The organism is Egicoccus halophilus (assembly GCF_004300825.1).
Lineage (GTDB): Bacteria > Actinomycetota > Nitriliruptoria > Nitriliruptorales > Nitriliruptoraceae > Egicoccus > Egicoccus halophilus.
This window is the reverse complement of record NZ_CP036250.1, coordinates 1,741,349-1,764,047: the sequence shown is the minus strand read 5'-3', so window position 1 is coordinate 1,764,047 and position 22,699 is coordinate 1,741,349. Positions and strand designations below refer to the sequence as shown.

At 70.3% G+C, this 22,699-nt stretch carries 23 protein-coding genes; 7 read left to right on the top strand and 16 right to left on the bottom strand.

The features are described 5' to 3' along the window. Window positions 1-24: 24 nt before the first annotated feature. From ELR47_RS07835 to ELR47_RS07810, 6 genes are all read right to left on the bottom strand, one after another. The gene (locus ELR47_RS07835) at window positions 25-294 is read right to left on the bottom strand and encodes a PqqD family protein (protein WP_130649392.1); all 270 of its coding nucleotides are present in this window, start codon (window positions 292-294) and stop codon (window positions 25-27) included. Next, window positions 291-1,958 carry a tyrosine-protein kinase family protein gene (locus ELR47_RS07830; RefSeq protein ID WP_130649391.1) on the bottom strand — a complete coding sequence of 556 codons (1,668 nt, stop codon included), beginning with the start codon at window positions 1,956-1,958 and terminating at the stop codon, window positions 291-293. The genes ELR47_RS07835 and ELR47_RS07830 overlap by 4 nt, the downstream gene beginning before the upstream one ends. Window positions 1,959-1,965: 7 nt before the next feature. Continuing rightward, window positions 1,966-3,774 carry a nucleoside-diphosphate sugar epimerase/dehydratase gene (locus ELR47_RS07825; RefSeq protein ID WP_165403926.1) on the bottom strand — a complete coding sequence of 603 codons (1,809 nt, stop codon included), beginning with the start codon at window positions 3,772-3,774 and terminating at the stop codon, window positions 1,966-1,968. Between the two features lie 83 nt (window positions 3,775-3,857). Next, window positions 3,858-4,184: a PqqD family protein gene (locus ELR47_RS07820; protein ID WP_130649389.1), complete on the bottom strand. Its 327-nt coding sequence runs from the start codon at window positions 4,182-4,184 to the stop codon at window positions 3,858-3,860. Next, complete coding sequence (locus tag ELR47_RS19100; RefSeq protein ID WP_268234450.1) at window positions 4,181-5,194, bottom strand: response regulator transcription factor; 1,014 nt, start codon at window positions 5,192-5,194, stop codon at window positions 4,181-4,183. Before ELR47_RS19100 ends, ELR47_RS07820 begins: the two co-directional genes overlap by 4 nt. 364 nt (window positions 5,195-5,558) lie before the next feature. Further along, entirely contained in the window at window positions 5,559-5,918 is a 360-nt protein-coding gene (locus ELR47_RS07810) for a PqqD family protein (protein WP_165403925.1), read from the bottom strand. A 179-nt stretch (window positions 5,919-6,097) separates the two neighbouring features. On the opposite strand from ELR47_RS07810, the gene ELR47_RS07805 reads away from it, so the two are divergent. Continuing rightward, window positions 6,098-7,027, top strand: a complete 930-nt coding sequence (locus tag ELR47_RS07805) for a hypothetical protein (RefSeq protein WP_165403924.1) — start codon at window positions 6,098-6,100, stop codon at window positions 7,025-7,027. 50 nt (window positions 7,028-7,077) lie between these two features. Here the strand turns inward: ELR47_RS07805 and ELR47_RS07800 are convergent, their stop codons facing one another. The 3 genes from ELR47_RS07800 to ELR47_RS07790 all read right to left on the bottom strand — a co-directional run bounded on the left by ELR47_RS07800 (window position 7,078) and on the right by ELR47_RS07790 (window position 9,857). Then, window positions 7,078-7,593, bottom strand: coding sequence for a twin-arginine translocation signal domain-containing protein (locus ELR47_RS07800; protein WP_130649386.1), 516 nt, complete (start codon window positions 7,591-7,593; stop codon window positions 7,078-7,080). A 136-nt stretch (window positions 7,594-7,729) separates the two neighbouring features. Then, window positions 7,730-8,872 (bottom strand): DegT/DnrJ/EryC1/StrS family aminotransferase, encoded by a 1,143-nt coding sequence (locus ELR47_RS07795; protein WP_229730533.1) that lies wholly within the window; start codon window positions 8,870-8,872, stop codon window positions 7,730-7,732. Between the two features lies 1 nt (window position 8,873). Further along, window positions 8,874-9,857 carry an NAD-dependent epimerase/dehydratase family protein gene (locus tag ELR47_RS07790; protein ID WP_130649385.1) on the bottom strand — a complete coding sequence of 328 codons (984 nt, stop codon included), beginning with the start codon at window positions 9,855-9,857 and terminating at the stop codon, window positions 8,874-8,876. 265 nt (window positions 9,858-10,122) lie between these two features. Between ELR47_RS07790 and ELR47_RS18255 the strand changes: the two genes are divergently transcribed. Next, window positions 10,123-10,563 carry a twin-arginine translocase TatA/TatE family subunit gene (locus ELR47_RS18255; protein WP_165403923.1) on the top strand — a complete coding sequence of 147 codons (441 nt, stop codon included), beginning with the start codon at window positions 10,123-10,125 and terminating at the stop codon, window positions 10,561-10,563. Between the two features lie 15 nt (window positions 10,564-10,578). On the opposite strand, the gene rfbF is transcribed toward ELR47_RS18255, so the two are convergent. After that, a complete protein-coding gene (rfbF, locus tag ELR47_RS07780; RefSeq protein WP_130649383.1) occupies window positions 10,579-11,382 on the bottom strand; it encodes a glucose-1-phosphate cytidylyltransferase in 804 nt (267 codons plus the stop codon). Between the two features lie 78 nt (window positions 11,383-11,460). Further along, window positions 11,461-12,006 (bottom strand): dTDP-4-dehydrorhamnose 3,5-epimerase, encoded by a 546-nt coding sequence (gene rfbC / locus ELR47_RS07775; RefSeq protein ID WP_130649382.1) that lies wholly within the window; start codon window positions 12,004-12,006, stop codon window positions 11,461-11,463. Between the two features lie 56 nt (window positions 12,007-12,062). Here rfbC and ELR47_RS07770 point away from each other — a divergent pair, with 56 nt between their 5' ends. From ELR47_RS07770 to ELR47_RS07760, 3 genes are all read left to right on the top strand, one after another. Then, a complete protein-coding gene (locus tag ELR47_RS07770) occupies window positions 12,063-12,863 on the top strand; it encodes an IspD/TarI family cytidylyltransferase (protein ID WP_130649381.1) in 801 nt (266 codons plus the stop codon). A 72-nt stretch (window positions 12,864-12,935) separates the two neighbouring features. Continuing rightward, window positions 12,936-14,036: an NAD-dependent epimerase/dehydratase family protein gene (locus ELR47_RS07765; RefSeq protein ID WP_205745509.1), complete on the top strand. Its 1,101-nt coding sequence runs from the start codon at window positions 12,936-12,938 to the stop codon at window positions 14,034-14,036. Between the two features lie 2 nt (window positions 14,037-14,038). Then, the gene (locus ELR47_RS07760; RefSeq protein WP_130649379.1) at window positions 14,039-15,370 is read left to right on the top strand and encodes a UDP-glucose dehydrogenase family protein; all 1,332 of its coding nucleotides are present in this window, start codon (window positions 14,039-14,041) and stop codon (window positions 15,368-15,370) included. Here the strand turns inward: ELR47_RS07760 and ELR47_RS07755 are convergent. Next, window positions 15,355-16,605 (bottom strand): saccharopine dehydrogenase NADP-binding domain-containing protein, encoded by a 1,251-nt coding sequence (locus ELR47_RS07755; protein WP_130649378.1) that lies wholly within the window; start codon window positions 16,603-16,605, stop codon window positions 15,355-15,357. The two genes, ELR47_RS07760 and ELR47_RS07755, sit on opposite strands and share 16 nt — an antisense overlap. A 233-nt stretch (window positions 16,606-16,838) precedes the next feature. On the opposite strand from ELR47_RS07755, the gene ELR47_RS07750 reads away from it, so the two are divergent. After that, window positions 16,839-18,755 carry a DNA gyrase/topoisomerase IV subunit B gene (locus ELR47_RS07750; RefSeq protein WP_130649377.1) on the top strand — a complete coding sequence of 639 codons (1,917 nt, stop codon included), beginning with the start codon at window positions 16,839-16,841 and terminating at the stop codon, window positions 18,753-18,755. A 54-nt stretch (window positions 18,756-18,809) separates the two neighbouring features. Further along, window positions 18,810-19,883: a glycosyltransferase family 2 protein gene (locus ELR47_RS07745; protein ID WP_130649376.1), complete on the top strand. Its 1,074-nt coding sequence runs from the start codon at window positions 18,810-18,812 to the stop codon at window positions 19,881-19,883. Window positions 19,884-19,901: 18 nt separating this feature from the next. On the opposite strand, the gene ELR47_RS07740 is transcribed toward ELR47_RS07745, so the two are convergent. The 4 genes from ELR47_RS07740 to gmd form a co-directional block, all read right to left on the bottom strand. Then, window positions 19,902-20,102, bottom strand: a complete 201-nt coding sequence (locus ELR47_RS07740; RefSeq protein WP_130649375.1) for a hypothetical protein — start codon at window positions 20,100-20,102, stop codon at window positions 19,902-19,904. A 15-nt stretch (window positions 20,103-20,117) separates the two neighbouring features. Then, entirely contained in the window at window positions 20,118-20,501 is a 384-nt protein-coding gene (locus ELR47_RS07735; RefSeq protein ID WP_130649374.1) for a phosphomannose isomerase type II C-terminal cupin domain, read from the bottom strand. A gap of 160 nt (window positions 20,502-20,661) precedes the next feature. After that, window positions 20,662-21,615, bottom strand: coding sequence for a GDP-L-fucose synthase family protein (locus ELR47_RS07730; RefSeq protein ID WP_130649373.1), 954 nt, complete (start codon window positions 21,613-21,615; stop codon window positions 20,662-20,664). Then, entirely contained in the window at window positions 21,612-22,646 is a 1,035-nt protein-coding gene (gene gmd / locus ELR47_RS07725; protein WP_130649372.1) for a GDP-mannose 4,6-dehydratase, read from the bottom strand. The genes ELR47_RS07730 and gmd overlap by 4 nt, the downstream gene beginning before the upstream one ends. Between the last annotated feature and the right edge of the window lie 53 nt (window positions 22,647-22,699).

Genomic DNA, 22,699 nt, shown 5'->3' with positions numbered 1-22,699 from the left:
TGGAGGCCGCCCGCAACCACGGGATCACGTCGTCACCACTCCCAGGCCACGGAGCTCGTGCAGGAAGGACGTCAGCGCTGGCTGGATCGCACCGACCTCCTCGGTGTAGAACGTCGACAACTCGCCGGCCAGGGCATCCGCCGATCGTCCGTCGTCGCCGAGCAGGAGCCAGATGAGGGCGCTGCTGCCGTCGAGCACCAGTGCATGTTCCTCGCCGGGTGGGATCAACACGATCCGGACCCCCGACCGACGCCAGAGCGCCAGCGGATTCCGCCGCCACTCGGCGGAACTCATACCCGCTCGGCCGGGGTGACGTCGTCCAGAGCCTGCGTCGCTGCGGCCTTGCGCAGCGGCTCGTAGTAGTGGCCATAGCGCCGCGGCGAGTCGTCGCCACCGAGGAGCACGATGCCGGCCACCGTGGCCTTGAGTTGCGTTAGCGTCTCGAGGGCACGGCGCGCAAGTGACGCGGCCAGACGTCCGCTGCAGGTGACGACGAGCACCGAGTCGACGTGCGGGACCAGCGCCGCTGCCTCGTTGGTCGCGAGCAGAGGGCCGGCGTCGAAGACGACGATGTCGGCATGCTCACGTGCTTCGGCGACCAGATCGGCGCATCGGCTGAAGAACCACACCGGCGCGACCCCGGGTGTTCCGGCACGGACGGTCGTGACGCGCGGCACCGCCGAGGACACGATGAGGCCCTGGAGTCCGTCGAAACGCGGGTCGGCGTAATCGCGCAGACTCGGCCCCTTCTCGGCGCCGAGGAGATCGGCGACGGCGGATCGGCGGAAGTCACAGTCGACCACCAGGACCCGCTGCCCCGTCTCCGCGAAGCTGGCGGCAAGATTGCCGACGATGGTGGACTTGCCTTCGCCCGCCCGTGCCGAGGTGACCAACAAGGTCCGCGGTGGGCCGCTGCCCTCGATGCGTTCGGCGGACCCGACGGCCGCACTGCCCGTCGGCGTGCTGCGGTCGAGCTGCCACCGCAACGCCAACGCGAGCGTCAGTTGCAACGAGCGGTAGACCTCCGCCGCGCGGGAGCCGGGTCGTGTCAGTGCTGGCAACGGGTCCTGGTGCACCTCACGTCGTCGCATCCGGGGCAACTCGGCGATGACCGGCAGGCCGTAGGCGTCCTCGACGTCCTGTCGGGTGCGCAGCCGGCTGTCGAGCCAGTCGATGGCGAATACGGCACCCAAGCCGGCGAACAGTGCGGCGAACAGTGCGAGCACGAACCGAAAGCCCCGATTGGTCGGCATGCTGAACAGCTGGCCGGTCGCGATCGGGGTCGGCACCGGCTCCTGCAGCGTCGTGAAGGTCGGGTTGTCGCCGATGGTGCGCGCGTTGAGCGACTGCACCTCGGCCTGCAGCAGGCCGTACTGCTCGACGAGCACGTCGAGTTCCGCCTCGAGCAGTCGACGCTCGATGCTCGACTCGGTCAAGCCGTTGATCTCGTCCTCGAGGCCGCGGATGCGCTCTCCGAAGGCGAGCAGGCGCTCGACGGCCGCGTCGAAGTCCCGCTGCACACCCGCCGCCGCGCGGCCGTCGAAGAACTCACGCAGCACCTCGGCGTAGGTGTTGACGACCAGGGCGGCCTGGTCGGCCGTCGGCTGCACCGTGGTGAGCTCGAGCGTCCCGAGCTCCTTGTTCGGCGCGATGGAGACCGATTCGGCCGTGCCCACCGGGAAGCCGTCCCCGAGTGCCCCCGTGACCCTGGTGCGGACCTCGCCCTGCTGCGCGAGCAGAACGACCAGATCGAGGTTGCCGGTCTCCACCGTCGGGTTCTCGCTGAGCAGCAGATGCGTCGCCGTGTAGTTCACGCCAGGCTCGACGTCCGCCTGGGGGGCGTGAGCGGGCAGGGTGAGCCACGTACCGACGAGGGCGACCACGACGAGGCCGGCGACCACCGTCCACCAGCGTCGCAGCGCGAGGACGAACCGGATGATCGGCGCATCGACCGTCATCGAGCCGTCACTCCCGCAGCCTGATGAGGTCTGGCGAGGTCAGGTCGAGACATTGCGGGAGCTCCCCGTCGAACAGCAGGCGGATCGTTTCCTGGTCGTCACGCTCGGCGGCGGCCACCGACAGCCCCTGCACCGTCGCCGACACGATGCCAGGGTCGACGGCCGGAGGATGCAGGCGCAGGATCTTCGGGTGGCTCGTGTGCTCAGCGCGCTCGTCCGAGGTCCGCAGCTCCTCGGTGATCTTCTCGCCGGGGCGCAAACCGGTGACCTGCACCTCGATGTCTGTCCCGACGCGAAGGCCGGCCAGGGAGATCATGCGGTGTGCGAGGTCGACGATGCGCACGGGAGCGCCCATCTCGAGCATGAACACCTCGCGGTCCTCGGCCAGGGCTGCCGCCTGCAACACCAACTGCACGGCTTCGGGGATGCTCATGAAGTACCGCGTCATGTCCTGGTGGGTGACCGTGACCGGTCCGCCACTGCGGATCTGCCGGACGAAGGTCGGCACCACACTTCCCCGACTGCCGAGGACATTGCCGAAACGGACGGCACACCAGGCCGCACCCTGCGGCGCGTTGGCGTGGACCAGGCGCTCGCCCATTCGCTTGGACGCGCCCATGACGCTCGAGGGATTGACGGCCTTGTCCGTGGAGATGAAGACCACCCGCGGGGTGGCCACGGAGCGGGCCGCGGTCACGAGGTTCTCCGTCCCGAGCACGTTGTTGGTGACGGCCTCGCGCGGGTGGGACTCCAGCAACGGCACGTGCTTGTTGGCAGCCGCGTGGAACACGATGTCCGGACGTTCGCGCTCGAACAGTTCCCGCACGGCTCGTCGATCGCGGACGTCGAGCAGGATGGGAACCGCCCGCCCTTCGATGGCCGCCATCGCGTCGAACAGGTGGGTCTCGTCGCGGTCGAGCACCAACAGTCGCGCCGGGGCGTAGGCCGCGACCTGACGTACGATCTCCGAACCGATGGATCCGCCACCCCCGGTCACGAGCACACACCGTCCCTTGACGAGCGCCTGGACCGAGGCGAGATCGGTCGAGATGGGTTCGCGCCCGAGCAGGTCGTCGATGGACAGGTCACGCACGTCCCGCAGGTGCGGCTGGTTGTCCATCAACTCGGAGACGCTGGGCAACACCTTCAGCGGGACACCCAGCCGCGCGGTCGCGTCCGCGACCCGGCGCACCAGGGTGGAGTTTGCCGACGGGATCGCCAGCAGCACCTGCTCGGCTTGCACCTGGCGGCCGACCTCGACGAGTTCGTCGATGGAACCGAGGATCGGCACGTTCCCGAGCAGCCGGCCGACCTTGCGCGGGTCGTCGTCGACGAACCCGACGATGGTCGCGTTGGGGGTCGGCATCCGTGAGAGCTCACGGAGGATCGATCCGGCCGACTCGCCGGCCCCCGCGACCAACACCCGGGTCCCGCCACCCCCACCGCGGCGGTGGAAGGCGAACAGGCGCGACTGGAACCGGAGGACGCCGAGCAGCGCGGTCGTCAGCAGGCCGCCCGCGAGCACCACCAGCAACGGAACCGCGCGATCGATCAGGTACACGCCGGCGAGCAGGCTGCCCATCGCGACGACGCCGGCGGCGGCGATGCGCTGGGCTTCGAGGATCGATGCCTGCTGCCAGACCGGCCCGTACACCCCCGCTACACGGTTGGTGACGACGTGGGCGACCACGGCGATGGGCAGGAACCGCAGCAGACCGTTCCACGCCGCGGCGGGAACGGCCAGTTCGTAGCGCAGGACCAGTGTCGTCGCGTAGGCGACTCCGACGAGCGCGACATCGAGGATCGTCAGCGCCACGTCGGAAGGCCCTCGTACGCTGCGTCGCGCCGCCGACGTCCACCACGCGGCGCGCCCGTGCACGCGCACGTCCCCATCGAGCATCATGTCCGCCCCTCGTTCCCTGTCCATGCCACCAGTCCGGCTCGCTCGAGCGCCCCGAGAACCACCTCGATGTCGTGCAACGCCGCGCCGTACGACACCGAGAACACGGTGCAGATGGCTCGGACGAGCTCCTCGATCGTGGTGGTGCCGTCGCAGGCCTCCCAGATGGCGCGTGCCGGTGCATTCAGGACGTGCCGCTGACTGCTACCAGCAACGAACAACACGCTCTCGGTTCCGCCGTCATACCGTTCGACGTCACCGCGCCGGGACGGAAGCGTCTGCGTCACGCCCCGGTGAGCCGCCAACGACGGGACGGGATCGTTCACGACGCAGCCTCCACGATGCGTCCCAGGCGCTCTGCCATACCGGTCTGCTCCACCAGAGCGACCGCCTCCGCGCGGGAGCGGACGCCGAGCTTGCGCAGGAGGCGCTGCAGGTGCGTGCGCGCCGTCTCCGGTGAGATGAACAGCGCGCTGGCGATGCCGAGCTGGTCGCTCCCCTCCACGAGGAGCGCCAGTACCTCACGCTCGCGAGGCGTCAGCACCACGAGCCGCTCTGCGGCCTGTGCAGCATCGCGCTGACGACGGATCAGGCGTCGGAGCAGCGGTCCCAGCAGTACGGCCGGGACGACCGTCTCCCCTCGCGCGATCGCTTCGACCGCCCGAGCGACGCCGGTGATGCCGTTCTCGCCAACCGTGTAGCCATCGGCGCCGGCCTCGATCGCATCGAGGAGGCGAACCTCATCGGCTGCGCGGTCCAGCAACAGCACGCGAGGGCGGCCGTCGGCGCGTGCAGCCGCGCAGATCCGCCCGGCGTCAGCGACTCCCACCGCCACGACGACCACCGCGGCACCGACACGCTCCATCTGCAACAGCGCCGTCGACGCGTCGTCGGCACAAGCCGCGACCTCGATACCGGGCTGCCGGTCGAGTGCGGCTGCGGTGACCTCACGCCGCAGTCGGTGCGGGTCGACCAACACGACCCGGACGCGCACCGGCGAGGCCGGTCGCTCCTCCGATCCGACGGCATCCACTTCGGGCGCCACCGCATGGAGGAACTGCCGAAGGCTGGCGTCGATGCCCAGGCGCACGGTCACCGACGAGTGCAGTCCGACATCCAGGGCGGCGCCGAGACCGATCACGGCAGCAGGTGCGCACCCCGACACCCGAGCCCAGGCAGCGTCGGAGTCGTCATGGCCGAGTTCGACCGCCAGAGCGGTCAGGTCCTGTGGCCATGCCGACGGATCGGGAGGCAGCAGTGTGGCCTCGACACCGCAACGTCCGAGCGCCGCATCAAGGCCCTCCGCGAAGGCACGATCAGCCGCAAGAATGCCCACTCGTACCGTTGCTTCGCCCCGAGCCATGGCTCGCCTGTCGCCCCTTGCGAGCCGCTCGACTCGCGCCCCTCCGCCGGCCTGCCCATCACCCCAACTGCTGACATCCGTCGGACAACGAGGAGCATGCATGTCCCTGCTCGACTCGTCAATCGAATCGGCAGAAGAGAAGTGCTTGCCGCAAAGGACCACATTCGAAGGACGAAGGAACTACATTGGTTCGATTTCACTTCGGAAGGCGACTGGAACACTTGCCACACGCGTTCGACCGAACCATGCAGTAACTAGTCGATGTGGTTCAAACCATCAAAGGCCAGACGGCCCCTTTTCGTCGGCCAGGAGTGCGCGATACACCTTCTGGTCGACGTCACGGACCGCACGCCCCGCCGGAATCGGGAAACTGGACGTCGTCTCCTTTGATCGCAGCGGGGGCGGGTTCCGGCTCCAGGCCATCGAGCAGCCCCAGCCGTCCGAACTCCTCCACGAGGGCCAGTACATCGCTGGCGACCTGATCACGGGGGGCTCCGAAGGCAGCAGCGAGTTCGTCGACCGCCTGATCGATCGACGTCTCACCGTCCATGCAGCTGCATACGGCCGCCCCGATGGGGTCGAGTTGGTGCAGCATGCCGCGTTGTTCATCGAAGAGCAGGGTCTCCTCCGCGACGGGCATTGCGATCACGCCGCTGCCGAGACTCGGAACGTAGGAACCATCGATAACGAATGACATGGCCCCTCCACGTCCGACCCACGCAGGCGCCGATTCCGCGACCGGACGCCGGACGGAGACCATGCCGCATCAGTGAAATGTTCGCACGTTGGTCGCCCGCATCGTTCGCCGAACGCCCTCTTCTGACGTTCTCGAGCTACCGACTGCGGCGATCTCTCGCTGCAGTATGGTGTGCGGTCGTGGGGATAGGGCGGGGGCTTTTGGTGCGGGAGTCACCATCGGACGGCAGGTCGGCGATTCTGTCCAGGCAACGTGACGAGCGGTGCCATCACCGAGTCGGGCCGTTCCAGTGCTTCGGGCGTAGCTGGAGCATCCGCACCTCCGACCCCGAACTGTCCACTCATCTCGACGCCTGTTACGCACCGATGCGGAGCTCGGACGCCGACGACCGATCGGCGTGCTTTTCGGTTCTGACGCCCGACCACGGCCGTGGCGGCGTCTGGCGCGACGACATCGAGATCGCCGTATCGGCGGACCCCGGGACCCTGGTTGCTCAACTGTTCTGGGCCGTGAACCGTCACGTGATCCAGCCCGTCCAGGACCGCGTGCTCCTGCATGCCGGAGCGGTCGCACGTGGCGACGCGGTCGTACTCCTGCCGGCTGCCATGGAGTCCGGCAAGACGACGTTGGTGGCGGGACTCCTGGATACGGGCCTGGCCTATCTCACCGACGAGGCGGTGGCCTTGTCCGCCGACGGACTGGTCCAGGGATATCGGAAGCCGCTCTCACTGGACCCCGGGTCCTGGCCGGTGCTTCCTCACCACGAGCCGGAACTTCCCCAGCGCCTCAAGCACTACCACCGTGACCAGTGGCAGGTCCTGGCAACGGGGTTCACCGATGTCGTCGCGGAGGGCTACCTCCGGCTGCTCGTGTTCCCCGAGTACGTCGCGGACCAGCCGGTGCGGCTCGAGCCGCTGTCAGGAGCTGATGCGCTCCGTCACGCCTCGTCGTGTGCCTTCGCGGTCGAAGAGACCTCGAGCGGCATCCGTGAACTGCGTGGTCTCAAGAACGCACTCACCGACGTGCCCGCCTTCCGTCTCTCGTTCGGACGACTCGACGAAGCGGTTGCAACCGTACGACGCCTGATGGCGGCGGCCGACGATGCTTGAGAAGCACCCGAGGCGGCGGCCCGAGACCGTCCCTCCACTGCCGAGCTGAATCAGGCTTGGAAGACCTGCACCGCCTGTCCATGCGGGTAGCCCGTCCCGGTGGGCCCGAGGAACGCCGTCGCCATGGACTTCGAGCCGCTCTTCACCAGCGCCCACTTGACGCGGTAGTTCGCGCTCGGGGTGATCGTCCACACCTTGTCGTCGGTGCACGAGAGGCTGACGCGCCCATCGGTGGGGCTGCCCTGCGGCGTGTTCTTCCACTCCTCTTGGAGCGCGGGGTAGCCGTCGAAGTGCTTGTTCAACTCCCCGCCGCCCTCGAACGTGCACTCCGTGTTCTTCCCGGCGTCCTCGTACTTGTAGCGGGTACTCGACCGGTTCTCGATGACGAAGGCGACGAACGAGATGTCCTGGCCTCCGGTCGGCGGAGGCGGCGACGTCTGGGCCGCGAACGCCGGTGCGCTCTGGATCAGTGGCGCAGCCCACACCATGCCCCCGACCACGGCGGTGCGCTTGAGGAAGTCGCGGCGTCCGGCGCCCGCGCCCTCGATCTTCTCGTCGTCGTGCATCTCGTCCCCTCGTGCCGACGGCCGCAGGTGACCGTCCCAGCAACCAGCACATTACGCGCGACCGCTGCGGTGACGGTCCTGCCCGCACGTAGATTTCGTACGCAGCGATCTCCGGGCGGTACACGCTGTCGGGCCTTCAACGACCTAGGACGTGGCCAATCTCGGTGACGACCTCGTCCTGCTCCGCCTCCGTGAGCGACGAGCCGCTGGGCAGGCAGAGTCCTTCCTCGAAGAGCCGCTCGGCCACCTTGCCACCGAGCACGTCGCAGTCGCCGAAGACCGGCTGGCGATGCATCGGCTTCCAGACAGGTCGCGCCTCGATGCCGCGTGACCGGAGATGCTGCCGCAACGCTTCCCGGTCGACCCGCGCAACCAGCGGGTCGACCGTCAAGCAGGTGAGCCAGTGGTTGCTCTCGTCAGGGTCGCCCATCGGCGCGAAGTGGACGCCCGGATGGTCCGTCAGCGCCTCCCGATAGCGGCGTCCTATCTCCCGACGACGGGAAACCCGTTCCTCGAGCTTGCGCAGCTGTGCCCGGCCGAGGGCCGCCAACAAGTTGCTGAGGCGGTAGTTGTAGCCGACCTCCACGTGCTCGTAGTGAGCGGCCGGCTCACGGGCCTGCGTGGCGAGGTGCCGGGTGCGCGCCGCCAGATCCGCGTCCGTGGTCACGAGCATCCCACCCCCCGAGGTCGTCAGGATCTTGTTGCCGTTGAAGGAGAACACGCCAGCCGCACCGAACGTGCCGGCGGCGCGACCACGATGGCGGGCGCCCAGCGCCTCGGCCGCGTCCTCGACCAGCGCCACGCCATGGTCGCGGCACAACGGCGCGAGACGCTCGTAGTCGCAGCAACGGCCGTAGAGGTCGACGGCCACGAGCGCCCGGTACGGCCGGCCGATGCGCGCTGCCTCGTCGAGCGCCTCGGCGACGAGATCGACGTCGAGGTTCCACGAGTCCTCGGTGGCGTCCACGAACACGGGCTCTGCGCCCAGGTAGCGAATCGGAGCGGCGCTCGCGACGAAGGTCATCGTCGAGCACAGGACCCGGTCACCGGGGCCCACCCCCACCTGACGGAGCGCGAGGTGCAGGGCGGCGGTTCCCGACGAGAGCGCCACGGCGTGCGGAGCGCCCAGCACGGCGGCGAACTCCGCCTCGAACGCATCGACGTCTGGGCCGAGGGGCGCGATCCAGTTCGACTCGAACGCTTCGAGCAGGTGCTCGCGCTCCTCCACCCCGACGTGTGGTGGTGACAGGTGGATCCGGATCGGTGGGTCGGCGGTCACGTCAGCGCACGCTGGCGCCGCCCAGGGCGTACTCGGGCAGCGTGCGGAACCAGTCGATGGTCTGCCGCAACCCCGTCTGCAGGTCGACGGGTTCCAGCTCGGGGAACAGGGCACGAAGTCGCGTCGCGTCGGCCTGCGAGTGGCGCACGTCCCCTTGGCGTGGTGCACGGTGTTCACGGACGAGCGGTGTTCCCACCTGACGTTCCAACTCGTCGATCAGTTCGAGCAGCGTGCAGCGGCTGCCGAAGGCGAGATTCACGGCCGTGTCGCTGGTCACGCGACGCTGCAGCGCATCGATGACCGCCATGCTCACCGACCCGACGTAGGTGAAGTCGCGGGTCTGGAGCCCGTCTCCCTCGATGGGGACCGGCACCCCACGCATGGCAGCGTCGAGGAACGCCGGGATCGCGGCGGCGTAGGCGTGCCCGGCGGCCTGCAGAGGACCGAAGACGTTGAAGAACCGGAACGGCAGGACGGGAAGGCCGAAGCAGTGGGCGTAGGCGAGCGCATACGCCTCCGTTGCCTGCTTCGACACCGCGTAGGGCGACATCGGTCGCAGCTGCAGGTTCTCGGACTTCGGCAGGGCGGGGTTCGCGCCGTACACCGACGAGGACGACGCGAGTACCACGTGCAGGTTCCCGGCACGACGTGCCGCCTCGAGCACCGACAGCGTGCCGGTCGCGTTGACGAGGTGACTGGCCATCGGATCATCGATGGAGCGCGGGACTGACGGCAACGCCGCCAAGTGCACGACCGCGTCAGCGCCGGCAAAGGCCGCCTGCAGCAGGCCCTCGTCGAGGATGCTCCCGATCCTGACATCGACCGGTGTCTCGACGTCCTCGTCGTCGATGCCTGCAAGATTCGCCAGTCCACCAGTGGACAGGTCGTCGACGACGACCACACCGGTGATCCCCGGCGTCGTCACCAGGCGCCTGACGAGGTTGGCGCCGATGAACCCAGCGCCTCCGGTCACCACGACCCGCATGTTCCACCCCCCACATCCCTGGGACGTGCCCCCACGCACGACACGGTTCCCCCGGATCGCCCCGATCCGCGTACAGGAACCGACTTGCCCGTCGGAGACGCTAGCCCGACGCAGGCGTCGTGTCTCGCCAACGGAGAAAGACGTCGATTCGCTCGTCCGAGCCCGGTCGGCGGGAGCCGTTCCCCGCCAGTTCCCGAGACAGGGCATGCCTGCCTCTGTACGGTTCGGCGTGGGGGCAGACGCATCCTCTCCGTTCGAGGTCCACGTGCCGGGGTTCCAGGAACTGTTGGTCATCGCGGTCGTGGCGGTGCTGGTCGTCGGTCCGAACCGGCTCCCCAAGTTGACAGGTGACGTGGCGAAGGTGTTGTCGCGCCTCCGTCAAGAGACCGGTACCGCGTTGGCCGAGCTAAAACGCGAGGCCGCGGTCGACGGATTCGGCGAGGATTTCCGCACGGTGAGACGTGAGGTTCGCGGCGCGCGATCGACCGCCCGCGAGGTACTGCAGTCCGAACTCCGCGCCGCGCTCGACGCGCCTTCCGATCCAGGGGCTGGTGGAGGATCCGCCGATCCGCTCGGCGCGGGCGGGGAGGACGGCGAGGCCGGCGTCTGCCTCAGCACCCGCTCGAGCGTCGAACTGCCAACCGATCCGGTCATCGAGGCCCGACCCAACTGCGGCCTCTCGCGACGTCGGGCTACGCCTCGCTGACTCGCCGCGAGCGCGTCAAGCTTGCAGGGGCACGGGCCAGGCGGCGGTCCACGGCGCCGACCCGCCGCTCCACAACTCCTCGAGCTGGTGCTTGTCGCGCAGGGTGTCCATCGGATGCCAGAAGCCGGCGTGGCGGTAGGCGGCGAGGTTGCCCTCGGAGGCCAACCGCTCCAGCGGCTCGCGTTCCCACACCGTGTCGGGTCCGTCGACGTAGTCGAGGGCCGACGGTTCGACGACGAAGTAGCCGCCGTTGATCCACGCCTCCCCGCCACCGTCGCCGCTGCTCGGCTTCTCGTGGAAGCGGGTGATCTTGTCCTCGTCGGGCGCGATCGTCAGCGCGCCGAAGCGTCCCGGCGGCTGCACCGCGGTGAGCGTGACCAGGGCGTCCTGGCGACGGTGGAAGGCGAGCAGGTCCGACATGGAGACGTCGGCGACCCCGTCGCCGTAGGTGAGGAAGAACGTGTCGTCGAGCAGATCACGCACGTGACGGACACGGCCTCCCGTCATCGTGTGCAGGCCGGTGTCGACCAGGGTGACCCGCCAGGACTCGCGCGGGGAGCGGTGGATCTCCACCTCTCCCGAGCCGAGGTCGACCGTGAAGTCCGACTCCCAGCGGCAGTAGTTGACGAAGTACTCCTTGAGCAGGTCCCCCCGGTAGCCGCAGCAGACGACGAAGTCGTCGATCCCGTGCGCGGCATAGGTCTGCATGATGTGCCAGATGATCGGCCGTCCGCCGATCTCGACCAGCGGCTTGGGACGTACCGAGGTCTCTTCGCTCAGTCGCGTCCCGAATCCGCCGGCGAGCAGGACCGCCTTCATACCGACTCCCCTCGTCCCCCGTTGCCGATGCCCGACGGTACCCGGCAGGGCGGCGTGGGACCTCGGTTTCGCGCCGGGTCACCCCGTCGTGTCCGCCGACGGCACGTGCGGCCAGGACGCGTCCTTGTCGGACACCGAGGCGACCGGCAGCGGCCAGGGGATCTCGAACATCGGGTCGGCGTGGTGCACGCCGCCCTCCGCCCCCGGCGTGTAGGGGTGGCTGGCGGTGTAGAGCAGTTCGGTGTCGTCGACCAGGGTCTGGAACCCGTGCGCGCAGCCGGCCGGGACGAACAGTGCCCGGCGGTTGTCCGCGGTCAGCTCGACCCCGACCCAGCGACCGTAGGTCGGCGAGTCGGGTCGCACGTCGGCCGCGACGTCGAAGACGGCGCCACGGACGCAGCGAACCAGCTTCGCCTCCCCGTGGGGCGCATGTTGGAAGTGCAGCCCGCGCAGCGTCCCTGCCCGCACGCTGTGGTTGAGGTTCATCTGCGCCACGTCCGCCTCGAGCCCGTGGGCCGCGAGTTCCTCGGCGCAGTAGGCGCGCGCGAGGCTGCCCCGCTCGTCGGCGTGCGGCTCGACGTCCACGACGAACACGCCGTCGACCTCGGTCGGGGTGAACCGCATCCGTCGGGCTCCTCTGTCAGACTCCGCGGCTCCGTCGACCGCCAGGGGAACGCTAGGTGACCTCGCCCCACCCGGCTACGCCGCACGCTCACACGCCGGCCGTCGACACGCCGGCCGTCGACACGGCTGCCGCCGACGGTCCCGTGTGGGCCGTCGTGCTCGCCGGCGGCAGCGGCAGCCGGTTCGGCCGCCCCAAGCAGTTCGTCACGGTCGCCGGACACCGGCTGGTCGATCTCGCGCTCGCCGCGGTGCGCGACTGCTGTGACGGTGTCGTGCTGGTCCTGCCACCAGGTGCCGACTGGGACGGCGCGCCGGTCGACGCGGTCGTCACCGGCGGCCCCGACCGGCCCGCCTCGGTGCGCAACGGGCTGGCCGCGGTCCCGGCGCACCGGGGCGTGGTCGTGGTGCACCAGGCCGCCAACCCGCTGGCCGACGCCGCCCTGGTCGAGCGGCTCGTGCGCACCGTCCGCGACGGTGCCGACGCGGCCGTCCCGGGTCTGCGCCCCGGCGACCTCGTGCGCCGGACCCGCGACGGCCGGCTCGACGAGGTCGTCGGCCGTGACGAGCTGGTGCTGGTCCAGACCCCCGCGGCGTTCCGCAACGACGTCCTGCGCCGGGCCCACGCCGCCGGCGCGACCGCACGCGCCACGGCGAGCGGACCGGCCGGCGGACCGGCCGGCAGGGCGGCCGGCGGGGCGGCCGGCGGGTCCGCTCCCCCACCGGCGCTCGAGGACACGGCGCTGGTCACCGCGATCGGGCACGACGTCGTCGTGGTGCCCGGCGACCCGCGCAACGTGCACGTCGTGACGCCGCACGATCTCGACGTCGTGGCCGCTCTGCTGGCCCGTGACCGTTAGCCTTCGCCGGCGTCCGCACCGGACGCCGACGGACGGACGACGGGGACAGGGCGGCAGACGATGGGCAGTGGCGTGAGCGCGGTACCGGACGTGACGGCCGATGACCTGCGCCGTCTGGCAGAGCGGCTCGACGGCGTCTTCACCCGCATGGCGGGCGACGACCTGCTGATCACCGGCGGTGCCGGCTTCCTCGGCTACTACCTGGTGCAGGCCCCGTTGGCCTGGAGCCGGGCGAACCCGTCCCGGCCGGCGATCCGGGTCACGGTGCACGACAACTTCCTGCGAGGCGTGCCGGCCTGGCTGACCGACCTCGACGACGCGTCGCTGCGGGTGGTCGAGCGCGATGTCCTCGCGCCGCTGCCGGCCGACGAGCCGACCTTCGACTGGATCGTGCACGCCGCGTCGGTGGCCTCGCCGACCTACTACCGCCGCTTCCCGATCGAGACGATGGACGCCAACGTCGACGGGCTGCGGCTGTTGCTCGACCACGCGGCCTCCCGCGCGCACGGTGACGACCCGCTGCGCGGCCTGCTGTTCTTCTCCACCAGCGAGATCTACGGCGATCCCGACCCGGCCAACATCCCGACGCCGGAGACCTACCGCGGCCACGTGTCGTGCACCGGGCCACGTGCCTGCTACGACGAGTCCAAGCGCTACGGCGAGACCCTGTGCGTGAACTTCGCCCGCCACCGCGGCGTCCCGGTCACGATCGCCCGCCCGTTCAACAACTACGGCCCGGGCCTCCGCATCGACGACCGCCGCGTGCTGCCCGACTTCATGCGTGACGTCCTCGCCGGTCGGGACATCACCCTGCTCTCCGACGGCTCGGCGTCACGGACCTTCTGCTACGTCGCCGACGCGGTCGACGGCTACTTCCGGATCCTGGTCGACGGCCGTCCCGGCGAGCCCTACAACATCGGGACCGACGCCTCGGAGATCTCCATGCGCGAGCTCGCCGAACGGGTCGTCGAGCTCGCCCGCGCGGAGCTCGGCTACCAGGGGCGGGTCGGCACCGCGACCTCCGACGACGTCGACTACCTGACCGACAACCCCAACCGGCGGCAGCCGGTCATCGACAAGGCGCGCGAGGAGCTCGGCTACGCCCCCGAGGTCCGCCTCGAGGAGGGTCTGCGCCGGGCCCTGCGCTGGTACCTCGCCCAGCAGGAGGCCTGAGCATGCGTGTCTCGATCGTCGGCACCGGTTACGTCGGCCTGGTCTCGGGCGTCTGCCTCGCGCACGTCGGCCACGACGTCGTGTGCGTCGACCTCGACGAGGCCAAGGTCGAGCGCATCAACGCGGGCCAGTCCCCGATCCACGAGGACGGGCTGCCCGAGCTGCTCGCCGGCGTCGTCGGCACCCGGTTCCGGGCCACGACCGACCTCGCCGACGCCGTGCGCGACACGGAGGTGACGATCCTCGCGGTCGGCACCCCCTTCGGCGAGGACCGCATCGACCTCGGCCAGATCGAGGAGGCCGCCCGGCAGGTCGGCAAGGTCGTGGCCGAGCTCGACCGCTACCACGTCGTCGCGGTCAAGTCGACGGTGGTGCCGGGCACCACCGAGGACGTCGTCGGCCCGGCGCTCGAGGCCGCGTCGGGACGTCGTGTCGGCGCCGAGATCGGGCTCGCGATGAACCCGGAGTTCCTACGCGAGGGTGTCGCCGTGCAGGACTTCCTCGAACCCGACCGGATCGTGCTCGGCGGCGTCGACGAGCGCACGCTCGACACCATGGCGGCGCTGTACGCCGTGTTCGACGACACCCCGGTCCTGCGGGTCGACCCGCGCACCGCCGAGATGATCAAGTACACCGCCAACGCGCTGCTCGCGACGCTGATCTCGTTCTCCAACGAGGTCGGCAATCTGTCCGGCGAGCTCGGCGTGGACGTGGTCGACGTGCTCGAGGGCGTCCACCTCGACCGCCGCTTCTCCCCGGTCGTGGACGGCACCCGGGTGCGTCCGGTAATGCTGACCTACCTCGCGGCCGGCTGCGGGTTCGGCGGCAGCTGCTTCCCGAAGGACGTCAAGGCGCTGGTCGCCCACGGCCGGTCCACCGACGCGTCGATGGACCTGCTCGAAGCGGTGCTGGCCGTCAACGCCCGCCAACCGTTGCAGCTGCTCGAGCGCCTCGAGCACCATGTGGCCCCGGCCGGTTCCCGCGTGGCGGTCCTCGGCGCGGCGTTCAAACCCGGCACCGACGACGTGCGCGAATCCCCGACGCTGACGATCGTCCCCGAACTCGTCGCCCGCGGCGCCGAGGTGGTGGTCCACGACCCGATCGCGACCGGCCCGGCCCAGGCGGTGCTCGGCACGGACGGTGTCGCCTACACCACCGAGCTCGCCACGGCGCTCGACGGCGCCGACGCGGTGCTGCTGGTCACGTCCTGGCCGGAGTACCGCGACGTGCCCGAGCTGCTCGCGGCACGCGACGTCCCGGTCGTCGACGGTCGCCGGGTGCTCCCCCCCGACGCGGTCGGACGCTACGACGGGATCGGCTACCCGCGCCTCTGACGGGCGAGGCGCACGAGCTCGGCGTCCTCGTCGAGCTCGACGTCCTCGAGCCGGACCGGCTGGTCGACGCCGACGTCGCGGCGCAGCGTCGCGTGCTGCGACAGCCCGATCGGCAGCAGCTCGGCGCCCTCCTCGACCGTGGCCGCGACCCCGTAGGCGGTGAAGCCGCCGATCCCGTCGAGCTGCTCGCCCGCCCGCAGGTCGCGCTTGGCGACCGCCACGCAGGTCGCCACCGGTGCCGGCGTGCGCGTGCCCAACGCCGGTCCGCCAGCCAGCACCTGGTCGATGGTGACCGGCACCTCCATGTGGATGAGGTGGTAGGGCCGGAACAGCGGGTACCAGGGACCGTCACCGAGCTTGCCGTAGCGCAGGTAGGGCGCGTCGAAGTCGGGATCGTCCGTGCCGGCCAGCACCAGCACGCCACCCCCGAAGTCGCCACCGAGGGTGAAGTGCACCGTGCCGGGCTCGATGCCGGCCGCGCGCACGTCGTCGGCCACCGCGGCCAGTTCGGTCCGGACGCCGGGCGTCCCGATCGGGGCGGGTCGCAACCCGCTGAGGTTGGCGGTCACCACGTTCTCGATGTGCATCTTGGTGCCATCGCCGAACGCGGTGGTCATCTCGACGCTGGTCCCGTCCCGTTCGGCGTAGGGCCGGCTGTCGTCGGGGTTCTGGTGGACGTCGAGGTTGCGCTTGCAGTTGAGGGCGACCGTCGGACGCAGACCGAGCTGCTCCGCCTCGTGCATCACCCGCAGCAGCACGCCGGGCTGGTCGCCGTCGCCGATGGTGTAGACCACCCCGGCCCGTTCGGCGACCGCCTGCAGGTGGTGGCCGAGCAGCGCATCCACCTCGGCGTTCATCGACACGACGTGGCGACCGCCCTCGAGCGCGGCGAGGATGGTCCGGGTACCGAACGTCATCGCGCCGGTGGCCTCGACGACCACGTCGATGCCGGGCACCTCGGGCAGGACCGACGCGTCCGCGAGGACGGCGGGCCGCCCCTCGGCCACCGCCTCCCCGACGCGGGCCGGATCGTCCTCGCGCACCACGGCGTCGGGGTCGACCCCGGCGTCGGCGAACGCCTGCACGGCGCGCTCGGCACGACGGTTGACGACCAGCAGACCCGCGACCGACGTGCGCCGCGCCAGGCGGTGGACCAGTCCCCGACCGACGAACCCCGCCCCGACGACGGCCACCCGCGCCTGCACGCCCGCGCTCTCGCCTTCCGACTGCCCCATGCCCAGCACCACGAACGATCCTCTGCCGTGTCGACGGCTGCGAACGCTAGCGGCCGGGACCCGCCGCGCGCGTGGGCGCCCGCCGTCGGCGACGGCCGGGAGCGGCGCGCCGGGTCCGGCGCGCCGTCGACCGGGCCGCCCTGCTCGGGGGAAGCACACCGGTGTCGTACCTTGTGGCCTGGAGCACGCCGTACGACGGCGCCGTTCGCGCGCCCTGCTGCCCGAGGCCAGACGTGACCGAGTACAGCGCACAGAGCATCAGTGTCCTCAAGGGACTCGAGGGGGTGCGCAAGCGTCCGGCGATGTACATCGGCTCGACCGACGTCCGCGGCCTGCACCACCTGGTGTGGGAGGTGGTCGACAACGCCGTCGACGAGCACCTCGCCGGCCACGCGAAGCGGATCGTCGTGCGCATCCTCGACGACGGCGGGGTCGAGGTGTCCGACGACGGCCGCGGCATCCCGATCGACCTGCACCCGACCGAGAAGCTGCCCGCGGTCGAGCTCGCGCTGACCACCCTGCACGCCGGCGGCAAGTTCGACCGGCAGTCCTACGCCGTGTCCGGCGGACTGCACGGCGTCGGTGTCTCGGTCGTCAACGCCCTGTCGACCCGTACCGAGGTCGAGGTGCTGCGCGGCGGGCACCGGCACACCATCGCCTTCTCGCAGGGCGCGAAGATCGAGGACCTGGCCAAGGCCGGCAAGGCCAAGGGGTCGGGAACGCTGGTGCGCTTCTGGGCCGACCCGGACATCTTCGAGACCACCGACCTCGAGCACGACCGCATCGCCGAGCGCCTGCGCGAGACGGCCCTGCTCAACCCGGGCCTGGAGATCATGCTCGCCGACGACCGCGACGGTCGCTCGCAGACGTTCCGGTTCCAGCACGGCCTGACCGACTTCGTCAGCGACCTGCTGCGTGGCAAGGAGCCGCTCGTCGCCCCGATCGAGGTCTCCGACGAGCGTGAGTACGAGGGCCAGCCGGTCGCGATCGACCTCGCCTTCACCTGGTCCGACGGGTTCCACGACGACCGGCTGCGCAGCTACGTCAACATCGTGCGCACCGCCGACGGCGGCACCCACGAGGAGGGCTTCCGCCGGGCGCTGACCACGACGCTCAACAAGTTCGGCCGCGACTCGGGCGCGCTGCTCAAGAAGGACCCGAACCTCACCGGCGACGACGTGCGCGAGGGCCTGGTCGCGGTGGTCTCCATCAAGCTGCCCGACCCGCAGTTCGAGGGACAGACCAAGGGGCGGCTCGGCTCCACGATCGCCCGCGGCTACGTCGAACAGGTCGTCGCCGAGGAACTCGCCGCCTGGCTCGCCAAGCACAAGGCGAAGGGCAAGCAGATTATCAAGCGTGCAGCGGTGGCCGCCAAGGCCCGGCAGGCCGCCAAGGCCGCGCGTGAGCTCACCCGTCGCAAGGGCCTGCTCGACACCCAGTCGGCCGGCCTGCCCGGCAAGCTCGCCGACTGCACCTCGCGCGACCCGTCGGAGACCGAGCTCTACATCGTCGAGGGCGACTCCGCCGGCGGCTCGTCGAAGTCGGCCCGTGACCGCCACACCCAGGCGATCCTGCCCCTGCGCGGCAAGGTCCTCAACGTCGAGAAGGCGCAGCTCAACCGGGTGCTCGAGAACGCCGAGATCCAGGCGCTGGTGAAGGCGATCGGCACCGGCGTCGGCGACGCCTACGACCACGACCGGCTGCGCTACGACAAGATCGTGCTGATGGCCGACGCCGACGTCGACGGCGGGCACATCACCACCCTGCTGCTGACCTTCTTCTACCGGCTGACGCCGAAGCTGATCGAGAAGGGCCACCTCTACCTCGCCCAGCCGCCGCTGTACCAGCTGCGCAAGGGCACCAAGGTCGCCTACGCGATGAGCGACAAGGAGCGCGACACGCTGCTGCGCACGGCGTTCAAGCGCAACAGCAACGTCGAGATCCAGCGCTTCAAGGGGCTCGGCGAGATGGACGCCGACCAGCTGTGGGCGACCACCATGGACCCGGGCCGCCGCACCCTGCTGCGCGTCAACATCGACGACGCCGCCCGCGCCGACGAGCTGTTCGTGCTGCTGATGGGCAACCAGACCGACCCGCGCCGCGACTGGATCGTCACCAACGCGCAGTTCGTCGAGAACGTCGACGTCTGACCGCACCCGGTCGCAGATGGTCGGTCGGCATCGAAAGAGCGCAGGAGGCTGTACATGACGGCAGACTCCAGGCCACGTGTCAGCATCCTGCTGCCCGCGTACAACGCGGAGAACTACTTGCAGGAGGCCCTGGACGACCTGTTGCACCAGACCTTCTCCGACTTCGAGCTGGTCGCCGTCGACGACGGGAGCACGGACGCCACCCTCGAGATCTTCGAGCGCGCCGCCAACGAGGACCCCCGCGTCGTCGTGCTGTCGGGCGAGCCCAACCGGGGCCTCTCCACCGCGCTGAACCGTGGCCTGGCGCGCTGTCGCGCCCCCTTGGTGGCACGGGCGGACGCCGACGACCGCTATGCCGCCGAGCGTCTCGAACGACAGGTTCGTTTCCTCGACGCTCATCCCGAGGTCGGACTGCTCTCCTGTGCCGCGCAGCGCATGACCGAGGACGCCGTTCCGCTCGGCGTCGCCCGCTTCCCCACCGAGGACGGGCCGATCCGTCTCCGCGAGCTGTTCGTCAACTCCTTCTGCTCGCCCGGTGTCGTCTTCCGCACCGACCTGGTCCGAGAGCTCGGCGGGTTCGACCCGGCCTATCGATTCGGCGAGGACGGCGACATGTGGGATCGGCTGCGTCAGGTCACCAAGGCGGCCAACCTGCCCGAAGTACTGGTGCACTACCGCATCCTTGCGTCCTCGCTCACCCGCTCGACGATGTCCGAGCGGGAACGGCAGGGACCCGTCGTCCGTCGACGGGCGCTCGCCCGCTACCTCGAACGTCCGGTGAGCCTCGAGGAAGCCGAGTCCATGGTCACGACCTTCCATGCGCGCCGCGAGAGCATGGGAACGGCGTCCCAGCTGCGTGTGGGACTGGCCGGCATGCAAGAGGTCCTCTCCCGCGCGAGCGTTCGCGAGGACGCGGCGACCGTGGCCTACTTCCGCCGTGCGTGCGCCCTCGCGCTCCTCCAGCACGCGGACTTCCGACGGGACAGGGAACCGGCATCGGCATGGCAGCTGTACGTGCGCGCGCTGCGGTGGTGGCCGCGCTTGGCGGCCAGTCGCCGTGGTCTGGGGCAGGCTCGCCGGTGCGCCTCGTCGACCGCACACCGGCTCCTCCCGATCGGCGGCCGCTGACCTCCGCCGGCGCCGCGGTCAGCGGCCGCGCGCGCGTCCCGGCGGGGGAACGTCGACCAGCTGGCGGTAGGGCCCGTTGCCGAGCCGGACCGACAGGTGCAGCCCGTTCCAGCCGTAGGGCTCGCCGAAGGTGTTCTGGTTCTCGCACGCCAGGTTGGCCGACGCGGCATGCCCACCGGGCCTCCCCGTCTCTGCGTACCCGTCGTGCCCGGCGGGCACGACGTCGTGCCCTGCTCAGGTACGCCCGTAGCAGTCGTCGAGACGCTCGATGTCGTCCTCGTCGAAGTGCCCGAGCGCGATCTCCAGGAAGCGACCACCGGTGCGGCCGCCCGACACCCGGTGCACGACGCCGCGCGGGACGAAGAACTCCTCGCCCGCGGAGGCCTCGACCGTGTCCTCGCCGACCTGGATCAGCAGCCCGTCGTCGAGGACCACCCACCACTCGTCCCGCGACTGGTGACGCTGGAGGCTCAACGACGCGCCCGCCTCGACGGTGATGATCTTCACCGTCGAGCGTTCGTTGTGGGTGTAGCGGTGGAACCGCCCCCACGGACGTTCGTCGACCAGCGGCTGCGGCTGCAGCGCCGCCCCCCCGGTGTCGAGTGCTGCGTCGGTCATCTCGTCCCCCGTTGCCCCATCTCGAACGGTCGCGGCAGCCTACGGCAGCCCGGCCGCGGGCGTGCGGCGTGCGAAGCGCCGTTCCGGGCACGCGCGCAGAACGCGACAGGCCCCGGACACGGACCGTCCGCGGCGTGCCCGGCGCGACGGGAGTCCATCCTCACACCCGTTCGGCGACGTGGTCGACGAACCAGCGGTAGGCGTCGGTGAGCCCCTCGCGCAGACCGATGCGCGGCTGCCAGCCCAGCGCCTGCATGCGGCTGGTGTCGAGCAGCTTGCGCGGCATCCCGTCGGGCATGGAGGTGTCGAACGCCAGCTCGCCGTCGTAGCCGACGACCTCGCAGATCAGCTCGGCGACCGCACGGATGGTGACGTCGTCGCCCCACCCGACGTTGAGGTGCTCCTCGCCGGCGTGGTGGCACAGCGCGTGCACCGTGGCGTCGGCGAGGTCGTCGACGTGCAGGAACTCCCGCCGCGGCGTCCCGGTCCCCCACACCGGCACGCTGGGCGCACCGGTGACCTTGGCGAGGTGCACCTTGCGCAGCAGCGCCGCGAGCACGTGCGACCCGGTCGGGTCGAAGTTGTCGTTGGGACCGTAGAGGTTGCTCGGCATGAGGCTGATCGCGTCCATGCCGTGCTGGCGCCGGTAGAACTTGGCGAGCTCGAGCGCGGCGATCTTGGCGACCGCGTAGCCCTCGTTCGTCGGCTCGAGCGGCCCGGTCAGCAACGACGACTCCGCGATCGGCTGCGGCGCCTCACGCGGGTAGACGCAGGAGGAACCGAGCACGACGAAGCGCTCCACGCCGACCCGGCGGGCCGCCTCGATCACGTTGGCGGCGATCATCAGGTTGTCGTAGAGGAACTCGGCCTGGGCGGTGCGGTTGGCCTCGATGCCGCCGACCTTGGCCGCGGCCAGCAGCACCACGTCGGGACGCTCGTCGGCGACGAAGCGCTCGGTGGGCTCCTGACGGCGCAGGTCCACCTCGGCGGAGGTGGCGGTCACCACGTCGGCGACCGGTTCCCGTGCGAGCCGTCGCACCAGGGCCGAGCCGACCATGCCGCGGTGTCCGGCGACCCAGACCCGCTTGCCGGTGAGGTCGTAGGGCTGGCTCATCGGCGGCCCGCGGTGAACTTCTCCGCCACGACGGCGCGCGCGGCGTCCAGCGTCAACCCCTCGGCCTGCAGGTCGGCCGCCACCATCTCCTCGATCAACTCCTCGAAGCCCACCTCCGGCTTCCAGCCGAGCAGGCTGTTGGCCCGGCTCGGGTCGGCCTGGAGCCGCTCGACCTCGACCGGGCGGAAGTAGCGCGGGTCGACCTCGACGAACGACTGCCAATCCAGCCCGACCCTGCCGAAGGCGACCTCGCACAGCTCGCGGATCGTGTGCGACTCACCGGTGCCGATGACGAAGTCGCGCGGCGTGTCCTGCTGGAGCATCATCCACATGGCCCGCACGTAGTCGCGGGCGTGGCCCCAGTCGCGTTCGGCGTCGAGGTTGCCGAGATAGACCTTCTCGTCCTTGCCGGCGATGATGCGGGCGACGGCCCGGGTCACCTTGCGGGTGACGAAGGTGGCATGGCGACGCGGCGACTCGTGGTTGAACAGGATGCCGTTGACGGCGTACATCCCGTAGCCCTCGCGGTAGTTGTCCACGACCCAGTAGGCGTAGAGCTTCGCGGCGGCGTACGGCGAGCGGGGACGGAACGGGGTGTCCTCGTGCTGCGGCGGCGGGGACGCCCCGAACATCTCCGAGGTGCCCGCCTGGTAGAGCCGGGTGTCGATGCCGGTCTCCCGGATCGCCTCGAGCAGGCGGACCGTGCCGAGCGCGCCGACGTTGCCGGTGTACTGCGGCTGGTCGAACGACACCGCGACGTGCGACTGGGCCGCGAGGTTGTAGATCTCGTCGGGGTTGATCGCGCGGATCAACCGTGCCAGCTGCGAACCGTCGGTGAGGTCGCCGTAATGGAGCGTCAGCCGCACGTCTTCCTCGTGCGGATCCTGGTAGAGATGGTCGATGCGGTCGGTGTTGAACGACGACGCACGGCGGATGAGACCGTGGACCCGATATCCCTTCTCCAACAGCAATTCCGCCAGGTACGAACCGTCCTGACCCGAGATACCGGTGACGAGCGCCGTGCGATCCATGCGTGAACTCCTCGAACCCGTGCGTCGGGCGCCGATAGGCTAACGACATCGAC

Coding starts and splice junctions, on each gene's coding strand:
- ELR47_RS07810 (WP_165403925.1), bottom strand. CDS start 5,918: ATGTCATTCGTTATCGATGGTTCCTACGTTCCGAGTCTCGGCAGCGGC.
- ELR47_RS07790 (WP_130649385.1), bottom strand. CDS start 9,857: ATGCGGGTCGTGGTGACCGGAGGCGCTGGGTTCATCGGCGCCAACCTC.
- ELR47_RS07830 (WP_130649391.1), bottom strand. CDS start 1,958: ATGACGGTCGATGCGCCGATCATCCGGTTCGTCCTCGCGCTGCGACGC.
- gmd (WP_130649372.1), bottom strand. CDS start 22,646: ATGGATCGCACGGCGCTCGTCACCGGTATCTCGGGTCAGGACGGTTCG.
- ELR47_RS07835 (WP_130649392.1), bottom strand. CDS start 294: ATGAGTTCCGCCGAGTGGCGGCGGAATCCGCTGGCGCTCTGGCGTCGG.
- ELR47_RS07730 (WP_130649373.1), bottom strand. CDS start 21,615: ATGAGCCAGCCCTACGACCTCACCGGCAAGCGGGTCTGGGTCGCCGGA.
- ELR47_RS07755 (WP_130649378.1), bottom strand. CDS start 16,605: ATGGGGCAGTCGGAAGGCGAGAGCGCGGGCGTGCAGGCGCGGGTGGCC.
- ELR47_RS07760 (WP_130649379.1), top strand. CDS start 14,039: ATGCGTGTCTCGATCGTCGGCACCGGTTACGTCGGCCTGGTCTCGGGC.
- ELR47_RS07800 (WP_130649386.1), bottom strand. CDS start 7,593: ATGCACGACGACGAGAAGATCGAGGGCGCGGGCGCCGGACGCCGCGAC.
- ELR47_RS07745 (WP_130649376.1), top strand. CDS start 18,810: ATGACGGCAGACTCCAGGCCACGTGTCAGCATCCTGCTGCCCGCGTAC.
- rfbF (WP_130649383.1), bottom strand. CDS start 11,382: ATGAAGGCGGTCCTGCTCGCCGGCGGATTCGGGACGCGACTGAGCGAA.
- ELR47_RS07735 (WP_130649374.1), bottom strand. CDS start 20,501: ATGACCGACGCAGCACTCGACACCGGGGGGGCGGCGCTGCAGCCGCAG.
- rfbC (WP_130649382.1), bottom strand. CDS start 12,006: ATGCGGTTCACCCCGACCGAGGTCGACGGCGTGTTCGTCGTGGACGTC.